Source organism: Allorhizobium sp. NPDC080224 (assembly GCF_050281005.1).
In the GTDB taxonomy this organism is placed as follows: Bacteria; Pseudomonadota; Alphaproteobacteria; order Rhizobiales; family Rhizobiaceae; genus Allorhizobium.
Map to the genome: position 1 here is coordinate 60,348 of NZ_JBNNWJ010000009.1, position 25,668 is coordinate 86,015.

The following is a 25,668-nucleotide window of genomic DNA, read 5'->3' on the forward strand; positions in this document are numbered from 1 at the left end:
TAATCCCATGAAAGCACTTGTCCTCGAGCGTGTCGGCGAACTCTCACTGCGCGACATCGATCTACCCCAGGAGATGGGCCCGGACGATGTCCGCATTCGCATCCACACCGTTGGCGTCTGCGGCAGCGATGTCCATTACTACACCCATGGCCGCATCGGTGATTTCATCGTCAACGAGCCCATGGTGCTCGGCCATGAGGCGGCTGGGACCGTCACGGAAGTCGGCACCAATGTCAGCCATCTGAAGCCTGGCGACCGCGTTTGCATGGAGCCCGGCATCCCCGACCCAATGTCGCGCGCCTCGCGCCTCGGCCTCTACAATGTCGATCCCGCCGTCACCTTCTGGGCGACACCGCCAGTGCATGGCGTGCTCTGCCCGGAGACCGTGCATCCGGCTAGTTTCACCTACAAGCTGCCCGACAATGTTTCCTTTGCTGAAGGTGCAATGGTCGAGCCTTTCGCCGTCGGTATGCAGGCAGCAGCGCGCGCAAAGATTACGCCGGGCGACACGGCCGTGGTGACCGGCTGCGGCACGATCGGCATCATGGTGGCGCTTGCGGCTCTCGCCGGTGGCTGCTCGCGCGTGCTGATTTCGGATCTTTCTGAAACCAAGCTGAAGCTTGCCGAAAGTTATGGGGGCATCACCGGGGTCAACCTCACGCAGGTCGACCTCGTCGAAACCGTCAACAAGGAAACGGACGGCTGGGGTGCGGACATCGTCTTTGAATGCTCGGGCGCGGCTGGCGCCATCAAAGACCTGTTCAGACTGGTTCGACCGGGCGGCACGGTGGTGCTGGTCGGCTTGCCGCCCGAACCGGTCGCCGTCGATCTTGCAGCCGCCTGCTTTCGCGAATGCCGCATCGAGACCGTGTTCCGCTACGCCAATGTCTTTGACCGGGCGCTGGCATTGATCGCCGCCGGCAAGGTGGATCTCAAGCCCCTGGTATCCGGCACCTATGGGTTCGAGCAGTCGATCCAGGCCTTTGAGCGTGCAGCAGAAGGCCGGCCGGAAGATGTGAAGTTGCAGATCATCGTGGACAGGGAGGGCAAGTGATGGCCACTGTCGAATGCCGGGCTATCCGCAAAGTCTATGGCGCGCTGGAAGTCATGCGCGACTTCGATCTGAAGATTGATGACCATGAATTCGTCGTCTTCCTCGGTCCATCCGGCTGCGGGAAGTCCACCATGCTGCGCATGATTGCCGGCCTCGAAGACATCTCCGGCGGTGATCTCTTCATCGGTGGCGCGCGGATGAATGATCGCGATCCGGGCGACCGCGGCATTGCCATGGTCTTCCAGAACTATGCGCTTTATCCCCATATGAGCGTGCGTGAGAACATCACCTTCGGGCTCGAGCGGGCAGGCACGCCTAAGGGTGCCATCGAGGAGCGCTTGGCACCGGTGGTCGAGGCACTCGGTCTTGGCATTTACCTCACCCGCAAGCCGACGGAACTGTCAGGCGGCCAGCAACAGCGGGTGGCGATCGCGCGCGCCATGATCAAGACGCCCGAAGTCTTTTTGTTCGACGAGCCGCTCTCCAATCTCGATGCGAAACTGCGCGGCAGCCTGCGCGTCGAGATCGCCAGGCTGCACCGCGATCTGAAGACGACCAGCATCTATGTCACCCATGATCAGCTTGAGGCGATGACGCTTGCCGACCGGATCGTCCTGATGAAGGACGGCAGGATCGAACAGATGGGAACGCCGGAAGAAATCTACCAGAAGCCGGCCACTGTGTTTGCGGCCGGGTTCATCGGCACGCCGAACATGAACTTCCTGACGCTCGACAAGGCGGGCGAGGATCTTGTGGACAGCCATATCGCCCTGCCAACACCTTTTCCGGTCAAGCCGGGCCCGGTCACCGTCGGCATCAGACCCGGGGCACTTCGTCTGAGCACGGACCAAGGTGCGATCAGGGGCCGGATCGAGCGCAATGAGTTTCACGGCGAAACGCGGCTCTTGACGCTCAGCATAGGGACAAACGAACTCTCTGTATCCGTGCCGGCCTCACTACGTGTCACAGAAGGCGAGGTGCTCGGTTTTGATGTCGCTTCCGACGACCTTCACCTCTTTGATCCCGCAACGGGACATCGTCTCGGTCGAGGCTGAACCTTTGGGAACGGGGCAGAGGATCAGCCTCGCCACTGCCGTTTCGATGCGATTGCTGTCGCGTTCTGAAGCACCACCACTGCAGGCAACTTGACCTGCTCCAAGCACAAGTTATACTGTTTTTGAAAAACAGTATAACTTGTGGGGTAAGGCCTTGAAGTCGATAGACCTCATGTACCAAACGATGCTTGCGGAGCTGGGCCAGCGTTCGCTTGACGCCGCGTGGACGGCCGATTTTCCTTCAACGGGCCGGTTTACCCCGGCGAACATCAAGGGGCGCAAATACTGGTACTTCGACATCCCAGACGGTCATGGTGGCACGAAACGTCGATATGTCGGTCCGGCCGATGACCCCGATATATCTCAGCGGGTAGCAGATCATACGCGAGACAAGGACGATTTGCGAGCACGCAGACGCTTGGTCAACACCTTGACGCGTGAGGGCGGAATGATCGCCCCCGATGCCATGTCCGGTGACATAGTCGAGGCCCTTGCCGAGGGTGGCCTTTTTCGGCTCAGAGGCGTGCTTATCGGGACGGTGGCCTTTCAGTGCTATTCAGGGCTGCTGGGCATGCGTCTGCCCATGGCGGCGATATTAACTGGAGACGCAGATATTGCTCAAGACTTCGCCATCAGTCAGGAAGTAGCAGATAGCCTGCCTCCGATCGTCGAGCTACTACAGGGCGTGGACCCCAGCTTCCGACCAGTTCCCCGTCGATCAGGATCTGCTGCTTCGACGGCGTTCCAAAACGCCGGGGGGTACCGGGTTGAGTTCCTGACGTCTAACCGCGGTTCGGACGACTATATCGACCAGCCGGCAAAGATGCCGGCCCTCGGTGGCGCCAGCGCGGATCCCTTACGTTTTCTCGACTTCCTTATCCGGGATCCGGTCAGGACAATGCTGCTACACCGGAGCGGGGTCCCGGTCGTTGTCCCTGATCCGTCCCGGTATGCGGTCCATAAGCTCATCGTCGCCAGCCGAAGGCACACTGACGGACAAGGCCTGGTGAAACGCAACAAGGACATTCGTCAAGCTGGTCTTCTCTTCGACGCCCTGCTGCAGACCCGGCAATCTGCCGAACTGGCGCTCGTCTACAATGAAGCTTGGGAGCGTGGCTCCGCATGGCAAGACGCCATTCGAACCGGGGCGGGCATGCTACCGGCACAGGACGCAGAGCGGCTCAAGTCGATCCTCATCGAGGGGGCTAAGAAGATCCGTGAAACCGTCGAGCTTCCCTTTTAGGAAGTTTGGCTGCCATTTCTGTTCGCAAGCCGCACAAGCAAAGCCTTGCGCGCTCACCTTCGGCTTTGAAGAAGATCGCCTTGAGGACCGGTCCACTTTGTCGATCGGCAGGCATTTCGGCCGGGCGTATCCATCAAGTTGGAACACGTCGCCGCCGGCCGTCGACTGCGGCCATCGCCGCACCGCCGAGAACAAGCGGAAGCGCGCTCAGAAAAGCGTGGGACAAAGCCACATCGAACAAGAGCATGTCGGCGAGTATCGGCCAGGTGATTGCAAGATACTCGAAAGGCGCGAGCAACGAAGCTTCCGCGTGCCTAAACGCCAATGTCATGGCGATATGCGCAAATCCTCCGAACAGCCCCGCAAGAACAAGCATGATGAGCTGATACATGTCCGGCGCCATCCATCCAAAAGGAATGGTTGCAATACCGCCGAGCATGGAGGCGATGACGAAGTAGAAGGCGATTGCGCCCGGGCTCTCTGTCCGGCTGAGGCTGCGCACCATGATCAGCGCAAAGGCAGTAAGCACACCCATCAGCAGTCCAAAGACATAGCCCCATAGCCGATCGCTGCTGAAACTCGTGTTTCCCATCTCAGGCCAGACCAGGATGAGAACGCCTGCGAGCCCTAAAACGACACCGCCGACGCGCCAGACCGTCACCCGTTCCGACAACAGGAGAACGCCCGCGATGCTGGTGAATGTCGGCGACAGGTAGCTGAGCAGCGTTGCTTCCGCGAGGGGTAGTCTCGCAATCGAAGCGAATGACGCAAACATCGCGGCGGCACCCAGGCTTGAGCGAAGAAGATGTCCCAAGGGTCGCTTGGTCGAGAGACCATGCGGAAACTCACCGCGGATCCAGAGAAAGATCACAAGCGGGATCAGTGCAAACGCAGAGCGAAAGAAGACGATTTCTCCGACGGGTACCTCGGTCGATATCGCCTTTATGCAGATCGACATGCCGGCAAAGAGACAACCGGACAAGATCCGCAAGGCAATGCCAAAAGGGGGATTCTCAGAAACTATGCTCACTCTTTATCCTTCGCGTCGATGGTTGCCATGCGCAAGCTGAAATCGCGCGTTGGTATGAGCATCAAAGGGTGCAGGAGGTGGATAGGAGCCGTAACGAGAGAGTGCGACAACGAAAAACGCGCATCCACAAGCAAGGCTCCAACCAAACGGTTTCGGCGGGTGTTCGAAGGGTGACCGTGTCGATATCAAGCCAATCTCTCACCTGATCCGGTTCGCTTGGTCCCCGGATATCATGCTGGGCTCAACAGTGACAATTGTCCGCCCCGCTTCACGCTGCCAGACTAAAGCGACTTCGCACCCCTGCGCGACAGGTAGTTGGTGAACCAGCCGGCAGCGACCCCGACAAGCACACCGAGCGCCTTGACCACGGCATCTTGAAACTCAGGGTGTCGCGTCTTGGAGGCAAACTGAACCAGCTCGATCACGAACGCGGCGAAGAAAAGCACGACGGTTATGGAAAGGACCCGGCGCGGATAGGCGATGACAAACAATGCCGACATCCCGAGAAAAGAGAGTGCACGATCGAGATTGTTCGAGGTGATGGTGGGTGGTCTCGCCTCAATCGGTACCAACGTGACGAAGACGATGAGGGCCAACCCCGTCCAGGCGGCAAAACGAACGAATCTGCGAATGGTCATCAATCCATGATAGCAACAAGGGTGCAGGCCGCAAGGAAACAGGCGCCGATGAAAGCTACCCATACAGTACGGCTATGGATAAGGCTGACCTACGCTCGCACGGCATTTCGGCTCGATCAACCTCCGCCGATGCCGGGCAGCGATGCTGCATCCGGCGTGGCATCGCCCGAGACGCAACGACAAGCTCGAATATCTAATTCGAATCTGCCCCTGTCCGCCTCAACCTGACGGCCTACGATCGATCCACCGAAGTAGACACGACCGACATCGACCAGAGATCGCGCCGATGCTCGGCCATCGGGATCATCCCACGCACCTTGTCGACCACTGCCCGGTCGAGCACGGCATTGATCACGCCGATCTCCCGATCCGACGTTGCAATCACACGTCCCCAGGGATCGACCACCATGGAATGCCCGAACATCACCCGTTCCTCACCATTGGGAGCACGGTAGCTGCCACACTGGCCACAAGCCACGAAGTAACACTGGAATTCGATCGCCCTGGCTCGGCACAAGACCTCCCAGTGATCTCTACCGGTCTGCTGCGTGAAGGCGGCTGGGAGGATGATCAAATCGACATCCAACCCTGCCAGCCGATCAAACAGCCGAGAGAAGCGCAGGTCATAACAGATCGCACAACCGACCCTGAACCCACCAATCTCATAGACAAGTAGCCCATCTCCCGCTGCGACCACGGCCGATTCGGCATAGACTTTGCCATCGGGTGCCGTGATGTCGAAGAGATGGATCTTGCGATAGCGGCCAATCTCCGCTCCTGACGCATCAAAGACCACAGAAGTGTTGAAAATCGTGCTCGCATCGGGACGACGCTCCAACAGGCTGCCGGCATGAATGGCGACACCAGCGTCGCGGGCAAAGGTCCGAACCATTTCATAGGCCTCACCGCCGGGCACCAGATCAGCCGCCTGCCGCTTCTCCCCCGGCGTCCCACCGGTCCAGTCGAAATGCTCCGGCAAGACCAGGAGATCGGGCGTTGCCCCAGCACAGGCGTCGCGCATCAAACGCAGAGCCTGGGCGAGATTGGCCGATCGATCCGGCTGCGAGTTCATCTGGATGAGTGCGATGTTCATGAAATTGGATCACTTTCAAAATCAAAGATGGAAAGGCCGTCAGCCAGGTGAGCCCGCAAACGTAGTGAACGCTTCTGGCGCTCGATGGCGAAGTGGGCGAGTGCCTCCATGCGTTGCCGCTCGGCGACGAAGACACCTTCGTGATCGGCGAGCACGGCATAGCCTGGAAGCACGGCGGCAGCCCCGCAGGCGATTGGCACGTTGATCGAGCCGCCGACGGCAATCTTGCGATTGGTGGTGCGCGACGAGCGACCACGGCACCAGACAGGCAGACCCACCGATACGATCTCCTCGACATCGGTTGCCGGCCCGTCGATGATGATGGCTGCGGCCCCACGCGCTTTCGCAGCAAGGGCAACGCCACCACCGACACAGGCGATATCGTCCCGGTCGACCCGAGAGATGACCAGGATGTCGCCGGCTTGCACAAGGTCGATGGCTTTGTAGATCACAGCGCCGTCTCGACCGGGCGCAGCGACGGTGAGAGCCTGACCGGACACGCGCCCAGGCATGATTGGCAATATGTCATCGCCGACGAAGCCCAAATGTTCGACATGTCCGATCGTGGCCGTCTCGGTCTGCGAGAGCAGGTCAACGAGCGCCTTCGACAAAGGAGGCTGGTTGGGTTCCACCTGGTAGTCTGTCAGCATCGTCATCTCCTGCTCTCGCATTCTCTCGCCACTCAGACCGGGCGCTCGCCCGAGGTGGTCGTGCGATGCATGATCCGGATCGTATTGGGGTCGAAGCCATCACGCCGATGCATGGTGCAGCGATTGTCCCACATCATGATGTCGCCCGCCTCCCAAGTCTGGATGAAGATGTCGCCCTGGCCGGTGGTGTGCGCCCAAAGCTCCTCGAGCAGGCTGAAGCTTTCGTCCTGCGGCATGCCGACGATCCAGGCGCCCTCGATCGTGCCCCCGAGATAAAGCGCCTTGCGTCCGGTCTCGCCATGGATGCGGACCAGCGGATGCACCACCCCATCCCATTCCCGGAAATCCTTGCTGGTCGGCTCCTGCTTGTTGAGGCGGAGCTTGCCGGTCTTGTCATAGACATTCTGGAAGAAGATCTGCCGGCCCGTGATGGTCTTCTTCAGCGCCTCTGGCAGGCTCTCATAGGCGAGATAGGTGGACAGGAAGTAGGTGTCTCCACCTGAAGGCGGGACCTGGATGGCCCGCAGGATGGCGCCGGCCGGCGGACGCTCGTAGAACCAGGTGTCGGTATGCCAGGTGGCCTCGCTATTGCCGAGTGCACCGCTCGGCTTGCCGTCCTTCATCTGGTTCGAGATGACGAGGATCTCGGGGTGGGTCGGATGCCCGCCTTCCTGCAACTGCTTGGGATGGATGACGAAGTCCCCGAAATGACGGGAGAAACGAACCTGATCGGTGTCGCTGATTTGCGTGCGCTTGAACCGCAGCACACCATATTCAAGCCAGAACCGGCGCAGCTCCGCGATATCCCGGTCATCATAATTCTGAAAATCGAATCCCTCGACTTCGGCGCAGACATTGGTGGAGTTTTGCGTCGCGTGGATCTTTTCCTTGAGCATCATGGTCCTGTCTCCTTGAGATGCGGTGAGGAGGCCCTCAACCGACACGGCAACCAGCCGTTGTCAAACCCTAGGCCGGTGCTTGCCCGGCGCTCCAATAGTGATCGGCCACGATTGATTGGTGCGGCCGATCATTTGCAATTTCAATGGGAAAGCAGCTGCACATCCTCAGGCGCCACCACCATGTGCAGCACTGCGCCAAGCTCGGGCAGATCGTCGGTCTGAGAGGAGGTCAGAAGAAGCGCGACAGAAAGCCCGGGCGCCAATTCGACCGTAAGCTCCAATTGGGCGCCGAGATCGACAATTCGTCTCAAGCGCCCCGAAAGCCGGTTTACGCACCCGGCGAGCGCGCCGGCCTCTGTCACCAGATGGAGATTTTCGGGACGAATACAGATAAAGCCGGTCTCAGGCGTCACCTTCTTCTTCGCCGAAATCAACGTCAGCCCACTGTGATCGAGCATCACCTCTGTTCCGTGCATGGACGGCTTCCAGGAGGAAAAGGGGATCAGGTTCGATCGCCCGATAAAATCCGCGACGAAACGCGACTTCGGATTGCGGTAGATCTCGCCTGGCCGCCCTTCTTGCGCGATTTCTCCGCCCCACATCACGACAATCCGGTCGGACATGGCCATGGCCTCTTCCTGGTCATGGGTGACGTAGACGAAGGTCATGCCAAGTGCAGCCTGGATCTCCTTCAATTCGATGCGCATGGCCTCGCGAAGCTTCAGGTCGAGATTGGACAAAGGCTCATCGAGAAGAAGAACAGAGGGACGTGGTGCAATCGCGCGCGCAAGGGCCACGCGCTGCTGCTGGCCACCGGAAAGCTCGCGGGGATAGCGCTCGGCATAACCGGAGAGATGCACGCTTTCCAAAGCCTCGGCGATGCGGCCCGCCACCTCTACCTTTGGCACCTTGCGCATCTTGAGACCGAAACCAACATTCTCGGCCACTGTCATATGCGGGAAAAGCGCATAATTCTGGAAGACGAGGCCAATATTGCGGTGCTCGGGCGAGACGCGCACCTGGCTCTTGCCGCGGATCCTGATGTCCCCGGAAGACGGCGTCGCAAAGCCGGCGATCATGTTGAGGGTCGTGGTCTTGCCGCAGCCGGACGGGCCCAGGATGCTGACGAATTCACCACGTGGGACAGAAAGGCTGAGATCCCGGACAACGGGCACTGCGCCATAGGACTTGGTGACAGACTGGAGTTCGATGTCGAGAGCAGTCATTTGCTTCCCCCATGCAGTTGGGCGGAAAAGCCGCCGATTTTCTCAAAAATGAAGATGGCCGCCAGGATGAAGATCATCGAGGCGACATTGACAGCCGCCATGACCGGATCGAGGCTGTATTCCAGGTGATTGATCACCTTGATCGGCAGCGTGGTGTCTCCCGGCCGGACCAGGAAGACGGACAGTGGAATGTTGTTGAAGGAGATGATGAAGGCGAAGGTGACGCCCGACAAAAGCCCCGGCTTGATCAGAGGCAGCAGGATAAAGCGCAACCGATCAAAGCGACCGGCACCCAGTATCTGGGCCGCCTGATCGAGCCCCCGGTCGAAATTGGCGATCGATCCGGCCACCATGCGGGTGACGAAGGGCAATGTCAGGACCACATGAGCTGCAATCAGGGCTTCCGTCCCGAGAAACTGCTGCAACCCAAGCTGCGAGATGAACAGGACAACCGCCACACCCTTGACGATCTGCGGTACAGAGAGCGGTGACAGGAGGAAGGACATGACGACATCGCTCTTCGGGAAGCGCTCGAAAACGATGGCGTAGGCCGCCATAAGTCCCGCCAATCCGCTGATCGCACTGACGATCACGGCAATCTTGACGCTCAGCCAGAAAGGTTCAAGCCAGCGTGGATGGACGAGATCCGCATACCAGCGAAGCGTCCAGTCGCGCGGATCGAGGGTCACCTCTGAGGTCGGGCTGAACGAGGCAGCAAGGACAACGATGATCGGCAAGGTGATGAAGACAAGCACCGCCACAAGCGCGACCCAAAACAGGAAACTGGAAACCCGGTTCATGAGGTCACTCCTCCCCGGCCACTCAGCCTCAAGCGTCGACGTGCCTCAAAGCGGATCCCGAGATAGGACACCCCGAGCATCATCAAGAAAAGTATGTTGGCCATGACGGCCGCAAACGGCCAGTTGACATAAAACAGCACCTGCTCGGCGATCATCGTGGCGATGACCTTGAAGCCTGCACCGCCCAGCAGGGCAGGGGTGGCATAGGCACTGGCTGCCATGGTGAAGGCGATCAACAGTGAACTGATGATGCCGGGTAAGGAAAGCGGCAGCACGATATGGCGCATGACGCTTGCACGCGAAGCACCCAGCACTTGCGCTGCCCGTTCCAGATTGGGATCGATCCCCTGAATGCTGGTCATCAGGGACAGGATGCCGAAGGGCAGCACCACATGGGTGAGGCCGACGACGACCGCGAACATGTTCTTCGACAAGGGCAGGGGAGAGGCAATCAGCCCAAGATGCAAAAGCGCATCATTGATGAAGCCGCGATCTTCCAGAATGATCAACCAGCCATAGGTGCGAAGAACGACACCCGCAAGCTCGGGTGCGAGCGCTAGAGCAAAGACCAGCGCACGCGTCCGCCCCCTGGCCCGCGCCAGATAATAGGCAACGGGATAGCCAAGCACCGTGACGCAGACCGCAACGCACAGCGACATGCTCACAGTCCGAAGAATGCCAGGAAGCGAAAGCCCATCGGTCAGGAAGCGCTGATAGCTCGCCAGTGACGGCAGACCGGATACCGGATCGGTAAAACTGAGCCCGATCATCATGCCCATGGGAAGCGCAAAGAAGATCAGCAGCATGAAAACAGAAGGGGAGAGCGCAAGATAGATATGCGCTGGCCCGACTGCCGGCGAATGCCTCGCCGGCAGGACAAGAGAAACAGTATTGGCCATGGGATTACCTCGCCGCCGGAACGACGTCACGGTCCCAGCGCTGAGACCATTCGGGCATGCGCTCGGCCATCACGGAAAGGTCGGGCAGATGCAGTTGATCGAGCTCTGCCTCAGTGATCTGGCGATCACGAAGCTCGTCAGGGACATCAATATCCGTGCGAGCGCTGCCGACACGATAGCCTGCGACCCAGGCCTCCTGGCTGGATTTTCGAAGGAAGAAATTGATGAAGCGATAGGCCGCTTCCTTGTTTTCAGCACCGACGGGCACGCTGAGCGTCGCAATCAACGGGATCGTGCCTTCCGAGGGCCGGACATAATCCACGGGTGCACCGGAATCCACCAGCAGCTGCGCCCGTCCGTTCCAGAACGGCATGGCCCAGACCGAGCCGTCCTTGATGTAGCTTTCAAGCAGTGCCGAGGACTGCTCGAAGCCGATCGACTGGCGCGCAATAGCAGTCATGGCGGCAAAACCTGGATCGAGATTGTCGACCAGTCCGCCGCCATTCATGACGGACATCACCTGAAGGAGATTGACGGCCATGACGTTCTGAAAGGTCGGCAGGATCACCCGACGCGACAGGGCAGGATCGAGGAGCAGGCTCCATGACGACGGTACGCCCTCGATGTGATCGGTCCGATAGAGCAGCGACATGTACTGGACTTCATGCACAGCGCCACAAGGCCCGGCCGCGTCCGCAAGACGTGAAGACAGATGAGCCAGTTCTTTGATCACGTCACTCGGCAGTTCTTCCAGCAGACCGTCCTTGCATCCCTGCAAAGCCTGGGTGGCCGTCATCACGACGACATCGAAGCCTGGCTTGCCACCCGTTGCCTTGATTTTTGCATAATCCTGCGAGGATGAGCCGACAGCATCATACACAACACGAATACCCGTCTCGGCTTCAAACGGCTCGATAATCCGCGAACGGATGATTTCCTCATAGGGTCCGCCATAGCTGTTCAGCACGAGCTGATCCGCAGCCACCGAACCGGCACCACCCACAAAACCAATCAACGGAAAAAGACCGACGATCACACGTCGCATATCCATGGCAGTTCTCGCTCTCTTCTGGTTGTTCCCAACCAAAAGATGCAGCGGCGAGCACAGGGGGTCTAATATCGAAGGCGGCAGATTCATCGTCGTGAAAGAACAAATGATCACGTCCATATCCGCCATGTCATGCTCCACTCTGGCAACCGTGCCAAGAAGTGGAGACGTCGACAAGCTGGCGAAGGCTGCTACCCAATTGCGCAGATTTGCACCTCATGGCCACGTCGAAACACGGATCATTTCGTGGAAGACTCTGCCGGCCAACCAACATCGCTGAGCCGACTGGCTCCGCGAGGCTGCCTTAGGAAAGGGTCGACCATGGTCATGCAGTTTCGGATGCTTCTCGACTGCCTGGACGCAGCAGTCTGTGACAGCGCCCTGTCGCAAGCTCTGACATCTTTTGCGAACTGTAATGGTTTCGACTATCACGCCTATCTTGGTCTTGAAGGGTTCAGCCGAGACTATTTCGGCACCTTTCCAACAGACTGGCAGGACCTTTATCTCAAAAACGATCTTGCTTGCCTCGACCCCGTCGTCCGTCAGGCGAAACGCAGCAGTGGCACCTTCATATGGTCGGCCACCGGCTGGCTTCATTCCAGGGACACCAAGTTGCGCAATTTCGCGAGCGATGCCATTGAGCACGGCATCACCCACGGCCTGGCGATCTCTGCCAGGACGAGTTTTGACCGCCAGCTCATCTTGAGCTTCACAAGTTCTCGCAGCGAATACTGGAGACCTGGGACCCTGGAATTGAGCGATGGCGTCCCCCTTCTGATGGAGCTTCATCACCGCCTGAAGGAGCTCCGACAACCCGTGCCCCGAGTTCCTGCCAGGCCGTTGTCTTCACGTGAACGCCTCTGCCTGATCTGGGCAGCCAAGGGGAAAACCGCCATCGAAACGGGGACACTCACGCAGCTGTCGCACCGGACCGTTCAGTCCTATCTGGACACCGCACGCTTTAAACTCGGGGCAGCCACGGTCGCGCAACTGGTGGCAAACGCAAAAGACATGAAGCTCATCTGACGATCCAAGTGAAATCTCGCCGAGTTCGCGACTGATATCGGAAGTTCATCTTGGCTACTGGTTGAAGGCCGTGATGAGGGGTTTGCCAAAGAGGCGCGCCCATGCCGTGGCACTCGCACGTTGAATATTCATGATCGAGGTGCCACGGGTCCACCAGACATTGGCAGGCGCAACAATCAAATCTGGATCATGCAGCATGGAATGAATGACAGGCCAGACGATGAGTTGTTCATAGCACATCAAGGGGGCGATCCTTGTATGGTCGACATGAACGACCGGGTTGGCAAAGAAATGCGCCCGAGCGCCCCCTCGATCGCCAAGGACCTTAAGCCACGGCTGCCACATCGAGCCAGGGACCGGCATCCGTTGACGATACACAATGGCACTGCCGGACGCATTCAACGAAACCAGCACATTGTCGTAGCCGTCTGCGTCAACGACCACCGTGCCAGCGATCACTGTGATCGCCGTCCCTGACAGCTCTCTTTGCCACAGACGAGCAATGGCCGGCGTCCAGAAGCCAAGCGCACTTTCCGGGAGTACGACACCGGTACGAGAGGCATGATGCGAGACAGGGAGGCGAATGATTGCCATCAAGGCGCCATGCCGCTCCAGACTTTGATCCCGACCAAGCGAGACACCCATTTTCAGATCAATTCCGTGCCACAAAGCTGGCTGCGCGATCTCGGTCGCGATAGCAGATGATGAGAGCCAAAATCCTGCAGAGACAATCACCGCTATAAGCCAATTTCGCATGGTCATGAGCAAGAGAATGAGCGTCATTGCCAGCAATCCCCACCAACCCCAGGCTGGAAACAGAACACCCGCTGCCGTGATCGGATGAGCCCAACCCAGTATTCCCAGGGGAGGAACGGCCATGATCACACAGGCGATCAGGAAGCGAAGTGGTTTTCGCCAACCAGGACGATCGGTCCAGAGCGCCGTGTGCACCAGTACGAAGCCGGTAGAAGCAATCAGCCAGAGGAGCAGACCAGGCCAGATGTCTGACGCATAATAATTGGCAACGCCCTGCGGCAGACCCCGCGACGCACTCATGAAATAGGCGGCAGAAACGGTCAACGCTTGCGCCCTCGTTCTCGCATGCGACCAGAGGAGCGGGAAACTCGCTGCGAGCGGAAGTGAGAGGAGGTCGCCGCTCCAGCCGAGCCACCCTGCCGCAACCGAGCCCAGCAAAAGCGAAGATGCACGCAGATGATCATGGTGCATAGATCCACACCTTTTTCGCCAGGCCGAGAATATTGTTGGCCGGAACGGGCCCGAAATACCGGGAGTCGAAGGATGCCGGGAAATCCGAATGCAGATAGACGGTTCCAGGCGGGATTGTACCGCCGGCAAACGGCATCAGTTGCCGGCCTCGAGCGTCTCTTGGTTGAAGTCTTGAGTGCAGGAGGACCCGGCCGTCAATGCGAACCAGATCCTCGATCTCGATGTGCTGACCCGATCTCGCAACGACCGTCTTGATCAGCGGCGCGAAGCCGCCGGCACACAGACCCCGGCGAAGATAGCCACGCTTAAGCGCCGCGCGCATGGCGTCGGTCACTGGCACGCACACGAAGACAAGGTCATCGATCTCGACCTTGCGATTGAGCGGCAGGATGCGCCAGACGCCAAGGGCTTCACTCGGGGTGAGATTGATCCTGAACCCTGAGGCGCCAAGACCAATTATGCCAGCAAGCATCGTCGCCACAACGGCCCACAGCAATACCAACGCGCGGCGGCGGCCGCACCAAACCGGTGTCACCGTCTTCCTCGCCTCCGTCATTTGAGCCCGAGCCCTTGTGATTTCGTCCGACGCATGGCCTCGGCCTTGTTCAGCGCCGTCACCGTTCCCTGATGGGTCCACAGCTGCTGAGCCGTCCGCATGCTGTTCCAGGCTTGCGCGACCTCGCTCCTTTGCGCCGCGTTCATGTCCGACGTTATGCGCCGATACACCGCACCGCTGGCGTCTTTTGCGGAAATCGGCAGGAATGTTCGCTCCCCGAAGCGCTTCGAGATTGCCTCGACAAATGCCTCGAGTTCGGCTTTTACGTTTCCATCGCCCGACGCATGCTTGAGAGCCGCCGGCAGATCGTTTTGGTCGATGGCGTCACGGATGCGCTCCAGCACGCTTGCCGCTCGGGTCGATAGGGCAGGTATGTCAATTGCGACCTGCCTGCGAACTGCCAGTTCCTCGTCGCGGTATCTCTTTTCGGCGGCGCCACGCTGACGCAGATAGTCCTTCAGGCTTTCGGCCAGCGGCGTCACATTCTGGAGCGCTCGAGCCCGGTCCGATTTATTGGCCCGGCTGGCGAAAACACCGGTCTTGCCCTTGAGCGCACCAAACGCCTCAGGTTCAGCAGCGAGCCTTGAAATCGTCTTTGCCGCCATTGCCCGGTCGTTTAGCATCGCATCGACATTCACCGCATTGAATGCCGCTTCGGGTTGCGCATAGACATAGGTGAAGCGCATCGAGACCTCTTCCCATTGCCTCTTGAGAGCCGGATCAGCGCCAAGCTTTTCCTCGACAGCCTCATCGATCGACTTTGGAAAAATGGAGATCCCGGCCACCATCGGGTTCACCTTCTCAGCTGCAGGGTAAGCCGTCTTGCCGATCGGGGGCGAAACACCGAGCCGCGTTGTGATGACCGCAAGCCGGCCGGTGAGCGCGAAGAGCCTGTCTTTCTGGCGTATCGTCCATGCCAGACGATCACGCGCGATGGTCCTGGCGACCTGGGCGATATGAAGCCCACGAATTTCAGCGAAACGCAGCGCCTGACGGTAGATGCTGCCGCCGGCATAATCGAGCGTCGTTTCCTTCGCATTCTTGCGCGAAAGGGTTTCGACCAATCCGCCCGCCTTTGCGAAGGATCGACGGCCATAATAGACGTCGAGATCCTCGCGGTGACGTGTCATGGCGACATAGGTCAGGTGGCGATCAAGCGAGAGAGATGCCAGCACCTTGACCCGGTCGACTGTCGCGCCCTGGGCTTTGTGAATGGTCGTCGCATAGCCGTGGTCGACATTGTTATAGAAGCGCTGTTCGACCAAGACTTGGGCGCGGTGCTCACCTTCGCCGATCTCCGCCACAAGCCGCCCGGGCCCCGCTTCCACGACTTTTGCCAGCATGCCATTCTTGACGCCAAGCGACCCCTCATTTTTGAGGAGGACGATCTGCTCACCGGCTGCAAACCGCCTGACACCATCGGCCGTCTTGAACTGAAAACCAGCCTCGATGACGCCGCGCTCAATCAGCCTGGCACGCGCCAGTTCGTTCAGCATGCGGACATCGCGACGAAGATGCGCCAGGATCAAGGTCGACTTGGCTTGATCGTAGTCACGGTCCCAATCGGAAATGAGATTGGTGATCGCATCAGCCTTCAACTCAGCCCCGATCATCTTCCCGCGAGCCTCATAGGCTTCGACGGCCTTGCCAACATTGCCGCGCGCGAGATCGAGTGAAGCCTCCCGCATCCATGGCTGACGCTGGCGATAGATGGTTTCGAGTTCTGTGTGCCCAATTCGATCGGCAATAGAACGAAAGGCGGCACCCGCCTCGATGGGCTGAAGCTGTTCAGGATCGCCGACGAGGACGAGCTTGGCACCTGACCTCACGACGACATCCACAAACCTTGCCATCTGTCGCGACGACACCATACCGGCCTCGTCCAAGACAAAAATGGTGTTGTTGTCGAGCTGGCCGCGGCCTTTGCTCCATTGGAGCTCCCAAGAGGACAGAGTGCGGGAGGAAATGCCCGCTTCCCTCTCCAAACCCTCTGCCGCCTTGCCGGCGAGGGCCGCACCGACAACCCGATACTCGGCGGCTTCCCACACCTCACGCGCGGCCTTCATCATCGTTGTCTTACCAGCCCCTGCACGACCGATCACGGCAGCAATGTGCCTGGCTCCAGCAACATCTTCGATGGCAGCTTTCTGCTCATCCGAGAGCTGTTCGTGGCGCGCAAATGTGGCCTCGAGCAAGGGCCTGCGCACGCCATGCGAAGTTTGTTGAGAAAGCCAGATCGCCTTGTTGGCCATCTCCGCTTCCAGACGGATCAACGCCCGTGTCGTATATTTCGTCGGCGATCGCACACCCGTTGCAAAATCGATCCGCTCCCGGTCCAGCCGCAAGGTTTCCGGGTGTTCGAAGATGCGCACCATCAGGTTCTGGAAGAGGCTGGCATCGTCGATATAACGATTGAGGATCCTGGCAATATCGCCTTCGGCAAAGACACTCTTTTCTCGGGTGATCAGATCAAGGACGAGGGCAGGATTGCGCTCGATCCGCCGCGCGTTTTCAAGACGACGCTCTTTCTGCCACTGCAGACGCTCCAGTGCGGCTGCCTCTCCCTCCAGTCCTGCTTTGCGCTCGATTGCCTTCGCGCCAACGCCGAGATGAATCGTCGGCGCAAGCTCGATCCCCTGCTTTTCGAAGGCGCGACCGTCAACCCTGACATCGAGCCCGGCAAGCGCCAGATGCCGGTTCTGGCATGCGAACCAGCCATCTCGGAATGCGTTGAAATCCTCGATACCCCCGGCCCAAAGCGCATAGACGATCTTGCCGCAATCGTTGCGCTGAACCTTGCCGTTGGGTCCGGTGACAGGCACCTTCTTCGAGCCGAATCCTTCCTCGGTCAAAGGACGGAGCGTCGTCATCAAATGGACGTGGGGATTTTCACGCACATCATGAAAGACCCAGTCAGCCACTATGCCCCGGGCAGTGATGTGCTTGGCTACAAAATCACGGACGAGCTCAATGTTCTGTGCCGCCGATAGCTCGATCGGAAGAGCGATTGTTACATCCTTGGCGAGCTGCGCATCCGAGCGCTTCTCGAAGTCTTCCACGCGGTTCCAGAAGGCTTCCGACGCCCGTGCGACCGATCGATCAGCGACCATGCGACGAAGCCATTCCGGCGCTTCGACCGGGATACTGAATTCCTCATGCAACAAACCCTGCTTGCGGGTGTAATCGATCGTCCGGGCTTCGCGCTCATAGCCCATCTTGGCGCAGTGCCGATACGCGGCTGACAGGACAGCACTGCGACCGGAGCCCCGGGCAACGATGCTGACGGAGAGATGCGGGACGACCATTGCTCAATGCGCTCCAGCAACCGGATGAACCAACTGTTTGCGAGAGACGGGCGGCCGCGCCGCAAGCCAAGAGCAGTGGGTCGCGACAGCGACGTATAATTGCGCCCTTGAAGCCGTCCTTCGAACGGCTGGGATCATTCACAAAAATCCCACCTCTGGCGATTGGAGGATTCACAGTAGTGCGTTCGGCACGACGCTCTGCGAATCTCTGTCTCGCAACATCAGTGTCCGAGAAAGGGAAACGACGAGATGAAAAAGCCATCTTCGAAAATCCGCCAGGAGATCGCGAAGCTCCAGGAACAGCTGAAGACCGCAGAGACCCGCGAAGCCGAACGTATCGGACGCATCGCAGTTCGGGCAGGACTCGGCGACATTGAGATCGACGAAACCGCGCTTCAGGCGGCATTTGAAGATCTGGCGAAAAGGTTTCATGCGGGCAAGCCGAGCGCCATTGGACGGAAAGGCGCCGACCAGAGCGGAGCGGGTAGGGGGCAGCCCGAGACGATCGCGACTGGCCCGGCTTCAGGCCGCCTTGACGAGGCTTGAGCGAATGAAAAGAGGAGAAACGTCTGCGGCCCGGAAGAAAGATACGCGCGACAAGATCGAGCTCGGCGGCCTGATCGTCAAAGCCGGTCTGCGGCTCGAAAAACGTGCGCTTCTACTCGGCGCGCTCATCGAGCTGAACGAGCGATTGAAGTCCGACGAGCGCGAGCGCGCAAGATTGACCGCGATTGGCGTAAAGGCGTTCGGACATGACGGCCAATAGGATTGCTCTTGTCATTATGCCCGCGGCGCTCATTTGTGCTGTGTTCTTTTCGATGACGGGTATCGAGACCTGGATTGCCGGGTTCGGGACGACGGAAAAGGCTCAGCGTATCCTGGAGCGCATTGGTATCGCGGCCCCTTACCTTACAGCGGCGTCCCTCGGCCTTGCATTGCTGTTTGCAGCGGCAGGTGCCTCTAACATTCGCGCCTGGGGAACTGGTGCGGCAATTGGAAACGCCGTGATGCTCTTGATGGCAAGCCTGAGAGAAGGCGGACGCCTTTCAATGCTCTCTTCACAGCTGCCAGCGGGACAATCCGCGTTATTGCATGTTGATCCGGCGACCATGGTCGGCGCGACTGCGGCACTCATGTCCGGGTGCTTTGCCGCGCGGGTGGCGCTGCGCGGCAACGCCGCCTTCAAGCATGCTTCGCCCAGGCGTGTCTCTGGCAAGCGTGCCCTTCACGGCGAGGCTGACTGGATGAAGCTATCCAACGCTCAGAAGCTCTTGCCCGACACCGGCGGCATCGTGATTGGCGAGCGGTATCGCGTTGATCGTGACAGCGTGGCCGCCATCTCGTTTCGTGCCGACGACAAGGAGACATGGGGCGCCGGTGGCATGTCTCCGCTCCTGTGCTTCGACGGATCGTTTGGCTCTTCCCACGGCATCATCTTTGCCGGATCAGGCGGGTTCAAGACGACATCCGTAACCATCCCGACGGCCCTTACCTGGGGCGGTCCGCTCATCGTGCTCGACCCATCCCGTGAAGTCGCGCCCCTTGTATCGAAACATCGTGAGCAGGCGGGCCGACGGGTCAGAATTCTGGATCCGCGCAGTCCCACAACTGGATTCAATGCACTCGACTGGGTTGGCCAATACGGTGGTACAAAGGAGGAAGACATTGCATCGGTCGCGTCCTGGATCATGAGCGATAGCGGTCGCGAAAGCGGCGTCCGCGATGACTTTTTCCGCTCGTCCGGCCTGCAGCTTCTCACCGCGATGATTGCCGATGTCTGCCTGTCGGGCCACACGCCGCAAGAACAGCAGACGCTCCGCCAGGTCCGCAGCAATCTGGCTGAACCCGAACCGCAATTGCGCAAGCGCCTGCAGGAAATTTTCGACAATTCCGGGTCGGACTTCGTGAGAGAGAATGTCGCCGCCTTCGTCAACATGACGCCGGAAACCTTTTCCGGCGTCTATGCCAATGCCATCAAGGAAACCCATTGGCTCTCCTATCCGAACTACGCAGCTTTGGTCTCCGGCTCGACGTTTCGCACAGGCGACGTCGCTTCGAGCAACACGGATGTTTTCATCAACATAGACCTGAAAACGCTGGAGACCCATGCTGGTTTGGCGCGTGTGGTGATCGGCTCGTTTTTGAACGCAATCTACAATCGCGATGGCGCAATAGAGGGAAGGGCCCTCTTCCTGCTCGATGAGATTGCAAGGCTTGGCTATATGCGCATCCTTGAGACCGCGCGAGATGCCGGACGAAAATACGGCATAACGCTCACAATGATCTATCAGTCGATCGGCCAGCTGCGCGAAACCTATGGGGGGCGCGACGCGTCCAGCAAATGGTTTGAGAGCGCCAGCTGGGTCAGCTTTGCCGCCATCAACGACCCCGATACTGCCGAATACATATCTCGCCGCTGCGGCATGACCACGGTCGAGGTCGATCAGGTCAGTCGAAGCGTCCAACCGCGGGGATCATCGCGGACACGGTCGAGGCAGCTGGCGCCCAGACCGTTGATACAGCCCCAGGAAGTTCTGCTGATGCGCGCGGACGAGCAGATTGTCTTCACCGCCGGCAATCCGCCGCTGAGATGCGGCCGCGCCATCTGGTTTCGGCGACCAGATATGAAAGCCGTCATAGGCAGGGCAGGGATATAGCCACCGTCTTCCGGCGCAGCGACCGACGCATTTTGTCCATCCAGCTGCATCAGCTTGCCCCCACGGCTGTTCTTCCGTGGGCAATGGGATCGTGACCGGGATCGACGACAGTCCGGATGAGCCACCTCTTGCCCATTCGGCCCCCGCGTTTTTGATGCTTATGCAGAACTGCCCGAAGCCCATCTGACATCACGAAAATGAATCAGTCGCGGTCGACGGATTCAAAACTCTCGTTGGACGGGAAATGCGCCAATCGCGATCATGCCAGCATGATCATTCAAGCCTATCACCTCTATGTCGAAAGAATCGACCGTACGAAAAACATGGCTCGCTTCTATGCCATGTCCATCGAGCCAAATCTGTTTGGCGAAGCGTGCCTGACGCGACGTTGGGGACGTATCGGAACGAACGGCCAAACAATAAGCCATCATTTCGCAACAGAACGAGAAGCGGTGATCCTCTTTCTCGATCTCCTGCGTCGGAAGAAGGGCCGCGGCTACTCCACCGTTGCACGTCAAAAAGACATCGCTCGACGAGAACGCGTCTAGATCGATCAGGGAAGAGCTATCTGCATCGGGGCGAGTGTGGTGTTTGCCAGCTGACTGCGACATTGGCGACCAGCTCATCCTCAGTGCAGATCTTCCCGCGTGCTAAGAGTGATCGTCTCTCTTTGAAGTTCTGGCCAATCGGCCAGCTGATCGGGAAGACGCCCGGTCGCCGAGCTCGGGTCCGGAACGCCGAGCCACCTTTTCCAACGTCTTAATCGCCGCCGCACTGCCAGCGCCGGAACCAATCCTCTCAAACGGGACGGGTCATTCGGCGCCACCCCTCCCGAATTCGTGGTGTATGGCCGAGCCAAGAGGCGTTTGAACGGGCGTCGCACTCCACTCTGGTCGCAGGATTTGCAATGAGGCCCCGCCGATGGGCGGGGCCTCATGCCGTGGATCAATCCCGGTTCTGCCTGGACCAGATCAACCGAAGGCCATCTTCGCCCTCGACCTCAGCAAGCGTTGCGTAGATCGGGGCCGGAAAGCTCGGATCGTCGAGCTTGACCGAGAGGTAGTCGCGGCCTTGTTCGGACGTCTTCTGCCAGGCTGCACCGAATTCCACGCTGCCGGCATAGACGCGGAACTGCGGGCCCTTGTCGGAGGGGTTCTCGACGCGGGCAATGCGTGCCTTGACGTTGAGGGCAAGAGTGCGGATGGAGCCAGTGAAGCCGGTTTCGTTTGCAGTGAAGTTGCCGATGATTGCCATTGTCCTATTCCTTTTCGTGTTCGGGCCGCGCCCATCGCGGCCTCGATGGCTGTCACGAAGACTGGTGATGATCGGACCGCACCCTATAGGGCCGCAATGAAGTGGAGGGCGGCAAGGTACAGATTTGTTGGTGGGTGAGGAGGCAGGCGGAGCCTGACGGGGTAAGAAATCTGGACCCGGCCGTTGCGGGAAGACGATCAAGGCGCAGCCGCTCTCCGGTCAGACATGCCTCATCGAGCCCGCGAATGGGCGCCTGAGACTGCGTAAGGGCCATGACAAGGATCAACAGCGCGCTGGCCTTGCAAATGAAAGCCTCGACACACCAGCCCCTCTGAAGCTCCAGAACTGCGTCATAAGCTGGGGGGCACGAGATCCGTCAAGCCGGGCCTGCTTGCCCCGCTTGTGCTGTGCGGTATCGTAGTTCTTGCGAAAAGCCCAAACCCGATTCACAAAAGCCGTCGATCTGGGGCGGTCTGGATACTGACATAGCAATTGGTCTTCGGGTTCTGCAGGAAAGGGACCAGCGAAATGCCGGTCAAGAGGCGGCCAACGGCGATGACGATCACGCCTGACTGCTGGGTCGCAGCTATCGAATTCTCAAGACTTCCGCCGCATGAGAAGCCGCAGACTGGCCAAAAAAAAGGGCCGCCGGCATAAAGCCGCGGCCCGTCAATTTTGAAGGCAAAAGCCTCCAGAGGGGAACAGTCGATGCGACGGCACTGGGAGGAAATCCGTCTTGCGCATCAACTCGAGGCATGATGCCTGAATTTTGACCATTTGGAAAACATTTATTGTGCACTGCAGCCATGCGCATGCTGCATTTCGGCATGATTGGAAGCCCGATGCTATTCCGACGGGATCCAGGTTTCCATGACCCAAAAACCTGTGACACTCTATGGCCAGAGCACCAAGTGAGGCGTGTTTTTAGGCCGCTTTGAATGGATGGCAACGGAATCCTGTTTGGAGAGGCGCCAGCGTGCAGCCTAATTATTGTTTTTTATCAATTGCTTATCTAAAATCGCATAATATGCATTATGGAACTTTTCCGAAAAGGAATAGCGCGAAAGTCGCTGACGTTGGTCAGCCGCGCGCCCGTGACGACTTAGATATCCAGAGCTGCGAAAAGGTAATGGGCGTCGTTGCGCTTAAGCGCCGGACGTGGATCGCAAGTGCAGTCGGCCGCATCCTTCAGGCCGTTCGGGCCGATGACGGTGCCGGCCACTTCAGCCGCGCCGACGAAGTTACTTGTATCACAGGCCAGCGCCTGAACCCCTTCGGCCCCGTCCAGCGCCAAAGCAAGCGCAAGGCAGAACTCCGTATTGGGACCGGCGATTTGTACGGCCAGCTTTTTCGCCTGTGCTGCAGCCACCTCCAGCGCCTGACCTTCCAGCGCATCCCCGAGCAGGCGCAAGTCGCAACCGGGTCTCTCGCGAGCGCCGCAGCCGCTTCTGAACGGACCCATGCGGCGTTCGCGGGCCTTGATCACTTAGCGGCCCGTGTGCGAGCGTTCCCGGATTTCCTCGTAGCGCATGTCTAAGCTACTTCTGCACGCTAGACACGTAGCAACGGGCTGACGATCCACAGACCTGTCGCAGAGGCGTTTGGCCCGGCTCCTTCTACGCTCTTGACAGGATCTGAACCTACGGCCTCTTAACCGAAGTTTCCACCATTCCACGGATTGATAACTTTCAATCCAGCCGCTTTGAACGGGCTTGTGTCTCTTGTAGCCACGACTAAACCCCTCTCTGCAGCAGTAGCCGCAATCAATCCATCAGCCATACCGATAGCTTTGCCGGATAATCGCGCGCCTGCCATCAGTTCAGAGTAGAAACGCGAGGTGCTTAGAGTGATGGGCATAACACGCTCAACAAAATGCGGCAGCACCTCATCTTCGAAACGGGTGCGGAGGATGGATTGACGTCGCCCAACAGACATTGATGCGATGCCGAATCGAAGCTCCGCAACTGATATCGCAGAGATAAAGAGCGTTTCGATTGCCTGGGCATCCAGCCATGCCACAACATCTGCAGAAGGGGCCGGCTTCCACGGCTCTGATATCACGTTGGTGTCTAACAAGATCATTCGAAATTTATCGGTTCAGCTGGCGCCTTGTCGCGCTCTTGCAGAGCTTCAACATCCCTGTCTGACAGGTCGGCCTCCCGACCGATGTTCACGAGCAATGACCCGAGCTTTACGCGCTGAGACGGGCGAACCGCGGCCTCGAGGATGTCACGAATTTCCGCCTCAGTGCTCCGGCCATGGTGAGCCGCTCTCACACGCAGAGCGCGGTGGATTTCGTCAGAAAGATTCCGGATGGTAACTGCTGGCATCCTTGTAACCTCATCTAGCCAACAACGTGATATCACGTTAGCAGTCGTGATATCATTGCTCAAGTAGCTTTCGGAGAGTTCGGAGGGAAAACAGAGCCGATTTTCCTTTAACGGTTTAAAGTTCGTGGCACTTTCTGTACGGCGTAACCTTTAAATATGGACCTCACGAAGCGCTGAGCTCAGGTGCGCATTGATCGTGTCCCGGCGCGTGGTGTAGCTGGTTGGTAGCGAAGCCGCTCGCGAGCGCGCCCTCCAATGTGCTGTAGGGAGCGGGCGGCGTAGCGGTGGTCACCAGTGTTTTCCGGTAGGGTCGGGTTGCTTAGAGCCAACCTGAGGGACACCACCGATGACCGACGACATGATGAACCTGCGCTCACTCGTTGAGAAGAGCGCTGATGCAGATTTGCTGCGCGAGATGATCGGCTTTGCTGCCGAGAAGCTGATGGCGCTGGAAGTGAGTGCGAAGACCGGCGCGGGCTATGGCGAGAAGAACAGCTTCCGACTTGCCCAGCGCAACGGCTACCGCGATCGAGACTGGGAGACACGAGCAGGAACCGTCGAACTGCGCATTCCCAAGCTTCGCACAGGCAGCTACTTCCCGAGTTTCCTAGAACCGCGCCGAATGGCCGAGAAGGCTCTGACGGCAGTCATTCAAGAGGCTTACATCCAAGGCGTTTCGACCCGATCCGTCGATGATCTCGTCAAGGCGATGGGCATGTCGGGCATCTCCAAGAGCCAGGTATCGCGGCTCTGCGAAGAGATCGATGACAAGGTCAAAGCCTTCCTCGACCGCCCTATCGAGGGCGAGTGGCCATATCTCTGGATCGATGCCACCTACCTGAAGGTTCGTCGCGGCGGTCGTATTGTCTCGGTAGCGGTCATCATCGCCGTGGGTGTGAACACTGACGGCCGGCGCGAGGTGCTCGGCATGGAAATAGGCACATCCGAGGCAGAAGCGATCTGGACCGAGTTCCTACGCAAGCTGACCAGACGGGGCCTGCGCGGCGTCAAGCTCGTGGTCTCCGATGCACACGAGGGCATCAAGGCAGCCGTATCGAAGGTGCTTTCCGCCACATGGCAGAGGTGCAGGGTTCACTTCATGCGCAATGCCCTCGCTCATGCGGGCAAGAGCGGACGGCGTGTCGTCTCCGCCTTCATCGCCACGGCCTTTGCCCTGGACACCCCGGAGGCGGCAAGCACCCAATGGCGCAATGTCGCCGACCAGATCAGGCCGAAGGTGCCGAAACTCGCCACGCTGATGGATAGCGCCGAGCAGGACGTGCTCGCCTACATGACCTTTCCCAGGCAGCACTGGGCAAAGCTTCATTCCACAAATCCGATCGAGCGTCTCAACGGCGAGATCAAGCGACGCACAGAAGTCGTCGGCATCTTCCCCAACGACGATGCCATCGTCAGGCTCGTTGGGGCGCTGCTGCTCGAGCAAAACGACGAGTGGGCCGTTCAGCGATCCCGCTACATGACACTTGAGACCATAGCAGCAATGAGCGATGATCCACTTATCAGCCTGCCAGCCGCAAGCTGATCAATTCCCGGCTTTGTCCGGAAGGCACGGCCAGCGCCGGAGCTACACCACATAGCGTAATCGCTCAGGGCCTAGCCTTCTAGGCGGCGGCTCTCCACACTGTCCCTTGTCAACTGTGGCCAGTGTGCCGAAGCT

The 25,668-nt window shown here is 59.0% G+C and carries 25 protein-coding genes; 9 read left to right on the plus strand and 16 right to left on the minus strand.

Annotated elements, in window-relative coordinates:
- Positions 1-7: 7 nt before the first annotated feature.
- The 3 genes from ACQKP1_RS24840 (at position 8) to ACQKP1_RS24850 (ending at position 3,352) form a co-directional block, all read left to right on the plus strand.
- Positions 8-1,054, plus strand: coding sequence for an NAD(P)-dependent alcohol dehydrogenase (locus ACQKP1_RS24840; protein ID WP_427277392.1), 1,047 nt, complete (start codon positions 8-10; stop codon positions 1,052-1,054).
- A complete protein-coding gene (locus tag ACQKP1_RS24845; protein ID WP_427277393.1) occupies positions 1,054-2,109 on the plus strand; it encodes an ABC transporter ATP-binding protein in 1,056 nt (351 codons plus the stop codon). Before ACQKP1_RS24840 ends, ACQKP1_RS24845 begins: the two co-directional genes overlap by 1 nt.
- 154 nt (positions 2,110-2,263) lie before the next feature.
- Positions 2,264-3,352: a nucleotidyltransferase family protein gene (locus ACQKP1_RS24850; RefSeq protein ID WP_427277394.1), complete on the plus strand. Its 1,089-nt coding sequence runs from the start codon at positions 2,264-2,266 to the stop codon at positions 3,350-3,352.
- A 133-nt stretch (positions 3,353-3,485) separates the two neighbouring features.
- Here ACQKP1_RS24850 and ACQKP1_RS24855 read toward each other — a convergent pair whose 3' ends face one another.
- The 9 genes from ACQKP1_RS24855 to ACQKP1_RS24895 form a co-directional block, all read right to left on the minus strand.
- Positions 3,486-4,382 (minus strand): DMT family transporter, encoded by an 897-nt coding sequence (locus tag ACQKP1_RS24855; protein WP_427277395.1) that lies wholly within the window; start codon positions 4,380-4,382, stop codon positions 3,486-3,488.
- 281 nt (positions 4,383-4,663) lie between these two features.
- Positions 4,664-5,020, minus strand: a complete 357-nt coding sequence (locus ACQKP1_RS24860) for a VanZ family protein (protein ID WP_427277396.1) — start codon at positions 5,018-5,020, stop codon at positions 4,664-4,666.
- Positions 5,021-5,252: 232 nt separating this feature from the next.
- Positions 5,253-6,113 (minus strand): carbon-nitrogen hydrolase family protein, encoded by an 861-nt coding sequence (locus ACQKP1_RS24865; protein WP_427277397.1) that lies wholly within the window; start codon positions 6,111-6,113, stop codon positions 5,253-5,255.
- Positions 6,110-6,763 carry an RraA family protein gene (locus ACQKP1_RS24870; RefSeq protein WP_427277398.1) on the minus strand — a complete coding sequence of 218 codons (654 nt, stop codon included), beginning with the start codon at positions 6,761-6,763 and terminating at the stop codon, positions 6,110-6,112. Before ACQKP1_RS24870 ends, ACQKP1_RS24865 begins: the two co-directional genes overlap by 4 nt.
- A 32-nt stretch (positions 6,764-6,795) precedes the next feature.
- Positions 6,796-7,662, minus strand: coding sequence for a TauD/TfdA dioxygenase family protein (locus tag ACQKP1_RS24875; protein ID WP_427277399.1), 867 nt, complete (start codon positions 7,660-7,662; stop codon positions 6,796-6,798).
- 140 nt (positions 7,663-7,802) lie between these two features.
- Positions 7,803-8,888, minus strand: coding sequence for an ABC transporter ATP-binding protein (locus ACQKP1_RS24880; protein ID WP_427277400.1), 1,086 nt, complete (start codon positions 8,886-8,888; stop codon positions 7,803-7,805).
- Positions 8,885-9,688 (minus strand): ABC transporter permease, encoded by an 804-nt coding sequence (locus tag ACQKP1_RS24885; protein ID WP_427277401.1) that lies wholly within the window; start codon positions 9,686-9,688, stop codon positions 8,885-8,887. Before ACQKP1_RS24885 ends, ACQKP1_RS24880 begins: the two co-directional genes overlap by 4 nt.
- Complete coding sequence (locus ACQKP1_RS24890) at positions 9,685-10,587, minus strand: ABC transporter permease (protein ID WP_427277402.1); 903 nt, start codon at positions 10,585-10,587, stop codon at positions 9,685-9,687. Before ACQKP1_RS24890 ends, ACQKP1_RS24885 begins: the two co-directional genes overlap by 4 nt.
- Before the next feature lie 4 nt (positions 10,588-10,591).
- Positions 10,592-11,638, minus strand: a complete 1,047-nt coding sequence (locus tag ACQKP1_RS24895) for an ABC transporter substrate-binding protein (protein ID WP_427277403.1) — start codon at positions 11,636-11,638, stop codon at positions 10,592-10,594.
- 318 nt (positions 11,639-11,956) lie between these two features.
- On the opposite strand from ACQKP1_RS24895, the gene ACQKP1_RS24900 reads away from it, so the two are divergent.
- Entirely contained in the window at positions 11,957-12,661 is a 705-nt protein-coding gene (locus tag ACQKP1_RS24900; protein WP_427277404.1) for a LuxR family transcriptional regulator, read from the plus strand.
- A 54-nt stretch (positions 12,662-12,715) separates the two neighbouring features.
- On the opposite strand, the gene ACQKP1_RS24905 is transcribed toward ACQKP1_RS24900, so the two are convergent.
- The 3 genes from ACQKP1_RS24905 to traA are packed head-to-tail and all read right to left on the minus strand — an operon-like array spanning position 12,716 to position 17,749.
- Complete coding sequence (locus tag ACQKP1_RS24905; RefSeq protein ID WP_427277405.1) at positions 12,716-13,888, minus strand: conjugal transfer protein TraB; 1,173 nt, start codon at positions 13,886-13,888, stop codon at positions 12,716-12,718.
- Positions 13,878-14,444, minus strand: coding sequence for a conjugative transfer signal peptidase TraF (gene traF / locus ACQKP1_RS24910; RefSeq protein WP_427277406.1), 567 nt, complete (start codon positions 14,442-14,444; stop codon positions 13,878-13,880). The genes ACQKP1_RS24905 and traF overlap by 11 nt, the downstream gene beginning before the upstream one ends.
- Positions 14,441-17,749 carry a Ti-type conjugative transfer relaxase TraA gene (traA, locus tag ACQKP1_RS24915; protein WP_427277407.1) on the minus strand — a complete coding sequence of 1,103 codons (3,309 nt, stop codon included), beginning with the start codon at positions 17,747-17,749 and terminating at the stop codon, positions 14,441-14,443. Before traA ends, traF begins: the two co-directional genes overlap by 4 nt.
- Before the next feature lie 249 nt (positions 17,750-17,998).
- On the opposite strand from traA, the gene traC reads away from it, so the two are divergent.
- From traC to ACQKP1_RS24935, 4 genes are all read left to right on the plus strand, one after another.
- A complete protein-coding gene (gene traC, locus ACQKP1_RS24920; RefSeq protein WP_427277408.1) occupies positions 17,999-18,295 on the plus strand; it encodes a conjugal transfer protein TraC in 297 nt (98 codons plus the stop codon).
- Positions 18,296-18,299: 4 nt separating this feature from the next.
- Positions 18,300-18,515, plus strand: coding sequence for a type IV conjugative transfer system coupling protein TraD (traD, locus tag ACQKP1_RS24925; protein ID WP_427277409.1), 216 nt, complete (start codon positions 18,300-18,302; stop codon positions 18,513-18,515).
- Positions 18,502-20,406, plus strand: coding sequence for a Ti-type conjugative transfer system protein TraG (gene traG, locus ACQKP1_RS24930; protein WP_427277410.1), 1,905 nt, complete (start codon positions 18,502-18,504; stop codon positions 20,404-20,406). Before traD ends, traG begins: the two co-directional genes overlap by 14 nt.
- Positions 20,407-20,675: 269 nt before the next feature.
- Positions 20,676-20,954, plus strand: coding sequence for a WGR domain-containing protein (locus ACQKP1_RS24935; RefSeq protein WP_427277411.1), 279 nt, complete (start codon positions 20,676-20,678; stop codon positions 20,952-20,954).
- Positions 20,955-21,351: 397 nt separating this feature from the next.
- Here ACQKP1_RS24935 and ACQKP1_RS24940 read toward each other — a convergent pair whose 3' ends face one another.
- The 4 genes from ACQKP1_RS24940 to ACQKP1_RS24955 all read right to left on the minus strand — a co-directional run bounded on the left by ACQKP1_RS24940 (position 21,352) and on the right by ACQKP1_RS24955 (position 23,990).
- Positions 21,352-21,660, minus strand: a complete 309-nt coding sequence (locus ACQKP1_RS24940) for a DUF736 domain-containing protein (protein WP_006724080.1) — start codon at positions 21,658-21,660, stop codon at positions 21,352-21,354.
- 1,102 nt (positions 21,661-22,762) lie between these two features.
- A complete protein-coding gene (locus ACQKP1_RS24945) occupies positions 22,763-23,071 on the minus strand; it encodes an MOFRL family protein (RefSeq protein WP_427277412.1) in 309 nt (102 codons plus the stop codon).
- Between the two features lie 239 nt (positions 23,072-23,310).
- Positions 23,311-23,742: a type II toxin-antitoxin system VapC family toxin gene (locus ACQKP1_RS24950; protein ID WP_427277413.1), complete on the minus strand. Its 432-nt coding sequence runs from the start codon at positions 23,740-23,742 to the stop codon at positions 23,311-23,313.
- Positions 23,739-23,990 (minus strand): FitA-like ribbon-helix-helix domain-containing protein, encoded by a 252-nt coding sequence (locus ACQKP1_RS24955; protein WP_427277416.1) that lies wholly within the window; start codon positions 23,988-23,990, stop codon positions 23,739-23,741. Before ACQKP1_RS24955 ends, ACQKP1_RS24950 begins: the two co-directional genes overlap by 4 nt.
- 346 nt (positions 23,991-24,336) lie before the next feature.
- Between ACQKP1_RS24955 and ACQKP1_RS24960 the strand changes: the two genes are divergently transcribed.
- Complete coding sequence (locus tag ACQKP1_RS24960; RefSeq protein ID WP_427277414.1) at positions 24,337-25,533, plus strand: IS256 family transposase; 1,197 nt, start codon at positions 24,337-24,339, stop codon at positions 25,531-25,533.
- The last annotated feature ends 135 nt before the right edge of the window (positions 25,534-25,668 follow it).

Bases quoted from the DNA above. Each gene is read 5' to 3' on its own strand.
- ACQKP1_RS24940 (WP_006724080.1), bottom strand. From the start codon at position 21,660: ATGGCAATCATCGGCAACTTCACTGCAAACGAAACCGGCTTCACTGGC.
- ACQKP1_RS24885 (WP_427277401.1), bottom strand. From the start codon at position 9,688: ATGAACCGGGTTTCCAGTTTCCTGTTTTGGGTCGCGCTTGTGGCGGTG.
- ACQKP1_RS24870 (WP_427277398.1), bottom strand. From the start codon at position 6,763: ATGCTGACAGACTACCAGGTGGAACCCAACCAGCCTCCTTTGTCGAAG.
- ACQKP1_RS24955 (WP_427277416.1), bottom strand. From the start codon at position 23,990: ATGCCAGCAGTTACCATCCGGAATCTTTCTGACGAAATCCACCGCGCT.
- ACQKP1_RS24840 (WP_427277392.1), top strand. From the start codon at position 8: ATGAAAGCACTTGTCCTCGAGCGTGTCGGCGAACTCTCACTGCGCGAC.
- ACQKP1_RS24860 (WP_427277396.1), bottom strand. From the start codon at position 5,020: ATGACCATTCGCAGATTCGTTCGTTTTGCCGCCTGGACGGGGTTGGCC.
- ACQKP1_RS24960 (WP_427277414.1), top strand. From the start codon at position 24,337: ATGACCGACGACATGATGAACCTGCGCTCACTCGTTGAGAAGAGCGCT.
- traC (WP_427277408.1), top strand. From the start codon at position 17,999: ATGAAAAAGCCATCTTCGAAAATCCGCCAGGAGATCGCGAAGCTCCAG.
- traA (WP_427277407.1), bottom strand. From the start codon at position 17,749: ATGGTCGTCCCGCATCTCTCCGTCAGCATCGTTGCCCGGGGCTCCGGT.
- traF (WP_427277406.1), bottom strand. From the start codon at position 14,444: ATGACGGAGGCGAGGAAGACGGTGACACCGGTTTGGTGCGGCCGCCGC.
- ACQKP1_RS24865 (WP_427277397.1), bottom strand. From the start codon at position 6,113: ATGAACATCGCACTCATCCAGATGAACTCGCAGCCGGATCGATCGGCC.
- ACQKP1_RS24890 (WP_427277402.1), bottom strand. From the start codon at position 10,587: ATGGCCAATACTGTTTCTCTTGTCCTGCCGGCGAGGCATTCGCCGGCA.
- ACQKP1_RS24845 (WP_427277393.1), top strand. From the start codon at position 1,054: ATGGCCACTGTCGAATGCCGGGCTATCCGCAAAGTCTATGGCGCGCTG.
- ACQKP1_RS24875 (WP_427277399.1), bottom strand. From the start codon at position 7,662: ATGATGCTCAAGGAAAAGATCCACGCGACGCAAAACTCCACCAATGTC.
- ACQKP1_RS24900 (WP_427277404.1), top strand. From the start codon at position 11,957: ATGGTCATGCAGTTTCGGATGCTTCTCGACTGCCTGGACGCAGCAGTC.
- ACQKP1_RS24880 (WP_427277400.1), bottom strand. From the start codon at position 8,888: ATGACTGCTCTCGACATCGAACTCCAGTCTGTCACCAAGTCCTATGGC.
- traD (WP_427277409.1), top strand. From the start codon at position 18,300: ATGAAAAGAGGAGAAACGTCTGCGGCCCGGAAGAAAGATACGCGCGAC.
- ACQKP1_RS24935 (WP_427277411.1), top strand. From the start codon at position 20,676: ATGATCATTCAAGCCTATCACCTCTATGTCGAAAGAATCGACCGTACG.
- ACQKP1_RS24895 (WP_427277403.1), bottom strand. From the start codon at position 11,638: ATGGATATGCGACGTGTGATCGTCGGTCTTTTTCCGTTGATTGGTTTT.
- ACQKP1_RS24950 (WP_427277413.1), bottom strand. From the start codon at position 23,742: ATGATCTTGTTAGACACCAACGTGATATCAGAGCCGTGGAAGCCGGCC.
- ACQKP1_RS24905 (WP_427277405.1), bottom strand. From the start codon at position 13,888: ATGCACCATGATCATCTGCGTGCATCTTCGCTTTTGCTGGGCTCGGTT.
- traG (WP_427277410.1), top strand. From the start codon at position 18,502: ATGACGGCCAATAGGATTGCTCTTGTCATTATGCCCGCGGCGCTCATT.